Annotated in this window: 5 protein-coding genes; 4 read left to right on the forward strand and 1 reads right to left on the reverse strand. The window is 71.8% G+C overall.

Translation table 11 applies throughout. The features are described from left to right. The 4 genes from G3I40_RS06965 to G3I40_RS06980 form a co-directional block, all read left to right on the forward strand. Nucleotides 1-506 (forward strand): acyl-CoA dehydrogenase family protein (locus G3I40_RS06965; RefSeq protein ID WP_275410154.1); only part of this gene is annotated, 506 nt, incomplete at its 5' end. A 169-nt stretch (nucleotides 507-675) separates the two neighbouring features. Then, nucleotides 676-1,533 carry a phosphatidylinositol-specific phospholipase C/glycerophosphodiester phosphodiesterase family protein gene (locus G3I40_RS06970; protein ID WP_164301283.1) on the forward strand — a complete coding sequence of 286 codons (858 nt, stop codon included), beginning with the start codon at nucleotides 676-678 and terminating at the stop codon, nucleotides 1,531-1,533. A 120-nt stretch (nucleotides 1,534-1,653) separates the two neighbouring features. Next, nucleotides 1,654-1,848 carry a hypothetical protein gene (locus tag G3I40_RS06975; protein ID WP_164301284.1) on the forward strand — a complete coding sequence of 65 codons (195 nt, stop codon included), beginning with the start codon at nucleotides 1,654-1,656 and terminating at the stop codon, nucleotides 1,846-1,848. Between the two features lie 83 nt (nucleotides 1,849-1,931). Continuing rightward, nucleotides 1,932-3,512, forward strand: a complete 1,581-nt coding sequence (locus G3I40_RS06980) for a hypothetical protein (RefSeq protein ID WP_164301285.1) — start codon at nucleotides 1,932-1,934, stop codon at nucleotides 3,510-3,512. Nucleotides 3,513-3,533: 21 nt separating this feature from the next. Here G3I40_RS06980 and G3I40_RS06985 read toward each other — a convergent pair. Next, a partial coding sequence (locus G3I40_RS06985; RefSeq protein ID WP_164301286.1) for a phosphodiester glycosidase family protein occupies nucleotides 3,534-4,004 on the reverse strand: 471 nt, incomplete at its 5' end.

Consider the following 4,004-nt stretch of genomic DNA (forward strand, 5'->3'; position numbering starts at 1 on the left):
CCGTCACCTTCGACGGCGCGGCCGGACGCCCGCTCACCGGTGACGCCGCGCCCGCGGTGCGCCGCGCCCTGCGGGCCGGGGCCGGACTGCTGGCCTCCGAACAACTCGGCCTCGCGGAGTGGCTGTTGACGCAGACCGTGCGCTACACGCGGGAGCGCCACCAGTTCAACCGGCCCGTCGGTTCCTTCCAGTCGCTCAAGCACCGGCTCGCGCAGCTCTGGCTGGAGACGGTCAACACCCGCGCCGCCGCACGGAACGCGGCGGACGCGCTCGCCACCGGCAGCGACGACACCGACGTCGCGGTGGCCGTCGCCCAGGCCTACGCGGCGCCCGTCGCCGTGCGTGCCGCCGAGGAAGCCCTCCAGTTGCACGGCGGCATCGGCATGACCTGGGAACACCCGATCCACCTCTACCTCAAGCGCGCCAAGGCCGACTCGATCGCGCTCGGCACCGCGGGCCGCCACCGTGCGGAACTGGCCGAACTGGTCGACCTCCAGGCCCCGTGATCCCGCTGAGGCCCGCCCCGGATCCGGGGCGGGCCCTTGGCGTGCCGGAGCCGAAACAGCCGTGAACCATGCGTGGCGGTCCGGCCAACTCCTGACACGAGCATGCCGTTCACGGCCCCGCGGCCCGCATACTCGGCCCTGTCCCCACCCGCCCACCACGGGAGGAAACATGGCCCCGACCACCCGCCGCAGAGCCCTCGGCACCCTCGCCGCCGCGCTCACCGCCGCCATCGCCACCCCGCAACTCGCCCAGGCCACCGGGCGAAGGCACAGGCCGCGCCCCCTCCTGCGGGCCCACGCCCACAACGACTACGCCCACCCGCGGCCCCTCTTCGACGCCCTCGACCACCGGTTCAACAGCGTCGAGGCCGACATCTACCTCGTCGACGGTGATCTGCTCGTCGCCCACGACCCCGTCGACCTCGACCCGGCCCGCACCCTCGACTCCCTCTACCTCGCGCCCCTCGCCGCCCGCGTGAAGGCCCACCACGGAGCGGTGTACCGGGGGTGGCACATCCCGCTCCAGCTGCTGATCGACATCAAGACCGAAGGCGCGGCGACGTACCTGGAGATCGACCGCCAACTGCGGCGTTACCGCGGCCTGTTCACGACGTACGCCCACGGGCGCGTGCACGACGGGCCCGTCACCGCCGTCGTCTCCGGGGACCGTGCCGCGCGGGCGCCCATGGAGGCGCAACGCATCCGCAGCGCCTTCTACGACGGGCGGCCCGCCGACCTCGGGACGGCGGCCCCCGCCTCGTTGATCCCGCTCATCAGCGACGACTGGACCCTGAACTTCACGTGGCGGGGCGTCGGTCCCTTCCCCGCGGCCGAGCGCGACAGGCTGCGCGGCATCGTGGCCGCCGCGCACGCACGCCGTCAGCAGGTGCGGTTCTGGGCGACGCCCGATCTCGCCGGACCGGAACGCGACGCCGTGTGGGCCGAGTTGCTCGCCGCCGACGTCGACTACCTGAACACCGACGACCTCGCCGGGCTGGAGGCGTTCCTCGACGCACACGCACGGTGACCGGGCTCACCATGCGTTAACACCCGTTCGGGGGACAGGTCGTAGCCCGTCGGAAATCCTCCGCTACGCCACACTTGCGGCCGAAAGCCACGGTGCTGACGTGGCGGAGGAGGTTCGGCGTTGTCTCTGTCCATTTCCCTCGTACTGCTGCTCGTGGTCGTCGCGGTGATCATCCTGCGCAACGGGGCGATGAAGCTCTCGCACGCCCTCGTGTGCGTCCTGCTCGGCTTCCTGCTCGCGAGCACCAGGGTCGCCCCGACCATCCACGACGGCATCAACGCGACCGCGGGGCTGGTCAGCAGTCTCCAGCCGTGAACGCGGCCGTGATCGTTTCGGGTTCGTGAACAACTTCCCTATGTGCATGGACACTTCAAGAGGGGCGACCTAGCTTCGGGCGCATGCCGCAGCGAAGAAACCTCGCCCGGGCCCTGGCCGTTGCCCTCACCCTCACGGCCGCCGGTGCCGCGGGGCCGGCGGGTGCCCGGGCCGACGAGATCCCCAAGGCCCCCGGCCACCGCCTCGTGGACAGCTACGAGGGCGCCCCCGCGACGCCGCAGCCGGTCCCCGGCACGGCGCCCGCCCAGCACCCCTTCCTCGCCGCCAACGGACGCAGCGGAATGCACGCCGACGCCTGGGGCAGCGGCACCTACCCCTGGAGCGGGCCGAACGGGAAGAACCCGGACGTCACCAGCGAACAGATGGCCGCGCTCGGCGGTGAATGCGCCACCGTCACCTTCGACAAGGCGGGCCGCATCGTCACCGTCTGCGGCACCTTCACCGGCTTCCTCGTCAAACTCCTCGACCCGCACAGCCTCACGACGCTCGCCGAGTACAAGCTGCCCCAACGCCCCTCCACCGTCGAGGCGATCACCCGGCTCGACTTCTCCAGGATCTTCAAGGACACGTCCGGCGGCGCCTACTCCTACCTCGACGACCAGGACCGCCTCGTCCTCGCCGACTCGCGCCAGCACATCGTCCGCCTCGCCCACGAGCAGGCGGCGGACGGCAGCTGGCGGTTCGTCGTCACCGACGACTGGGACCTGACCGGGCAGGTCCCGCACGACTGCGTCAGCTGGACGAACCTGTACCCGAGCGGCGAGTGCGACCCCGTCACCTCCGTCATGCCGGACTGGACGGGACGGATCTGGTGGGTGACGCGCCAGGGACGCGTCGGCACGGTCGACCCCGCCACCGGCAGCATCAAGTCGGTCCGCCTGGAGGGGGAGGAGATCCAGAACTCCTTCTCCGTCGCGCAGGACGGCGTCTCCCTCGTCTCCGACCACGCCCTCTACAGCTTCGACGCGGCCGCCGACGGCACCCCGAGGATCGTCTGGCGGCAGACCTACGACCGGGGCACCGGCACCAAACCCGGCTCCGTGAACCAGGGTTCGGGCACCACTCCCGACCTGTTCGGCGAGGAGGACGACTACGTCGCCATCACCGACAACGCCGACGACCGGATGAACGTCCTCGTCTACCGGCGCGGCGCCGACGTCCCCGCCGACCGGCGCCTCGTCTGCAAGGTCCCGGTCTTCGGCTCCGGCGCCTCGACCACCGACAACTCCCTGATCTCGCACGGCGACAGCCTCGTCGTGGAGAACAACTACGGCTACGAGAACATCACGTCGCTCACCTTCGGGCGCAGTGTCGTCGGCGGCGTCGCGCGTATCGACGTCCGCCCCGACGGCAGCGGCTGCGACACGGTATGGGAGAGCGACGTGCGCTCCCCGTCCACCGTGCCGAAGCTCTCCCTCGCCAACGGGCTGCTGTACTTCTACACGAAGCAGCCCAACTCCCTCGGCGTCGACGCCTGGTACTTCACGGCCGTCGACTTCCGCACCGGCACGACCCGCTGGAAGCGGCTCGCCGGAACCGGCGTCGCCTACGACAACAACTGGGCACCGGTGACGCTCGGCCCCGACGGCACGGCCTACGTGGGCGTGTTCAACGGCCTGGTGGCGGTGCGCGACGGAGCCTAGGGCGGGACTTTCGAAACAGCCCTAGCGGCGCGAATAGACCCCTATGCCGTTGGCGACGGCCCGTTCGGGGGAGTCCGTGGGGTGGTTGAGGAGCGTGACCGAGGCCGCCCCCGGCTCCCGCGCCACCAGCGTCGACGAGCCGCCGCCGTCCAGGCTGAACGCGTCGTCCGCGCCCAACGTCCGCATGGTCTCCGCCACTTCGGCGATGGACAGGCCCGTGCGGTACGCGGGGGCGCCGTCCAGGGCCAGCAGGATCAGCGTGCGTCCCCGGTCGGCGATGCCGGCGGCCGTGCGGACCGCGGAGGTGGTGGCGTCGAGGCCCGGCAGCGGGGCGCCGTCGCGCAGCACCGGGTAGCCACCGACCGCGAACCGGTAGGGGATGCGCGTGTGCGCCGCGACCAGGCGGTGGCGGACGACCACGGGATCGCCCGCCGACAGCTTCCGCAGCCACTGGGCCCCGGCCTCGCGGCCCACCAGCACCGTGCTGCCGTC

The organism is Streptomyces sp. SID14478, from assembly GCF_010548525.1.
Taxonomy (GTDB): Bacteria; Actinomycetota; Actinomycetes; order Streptomycetales; family Streptomycetaceae; genus Streptomyces.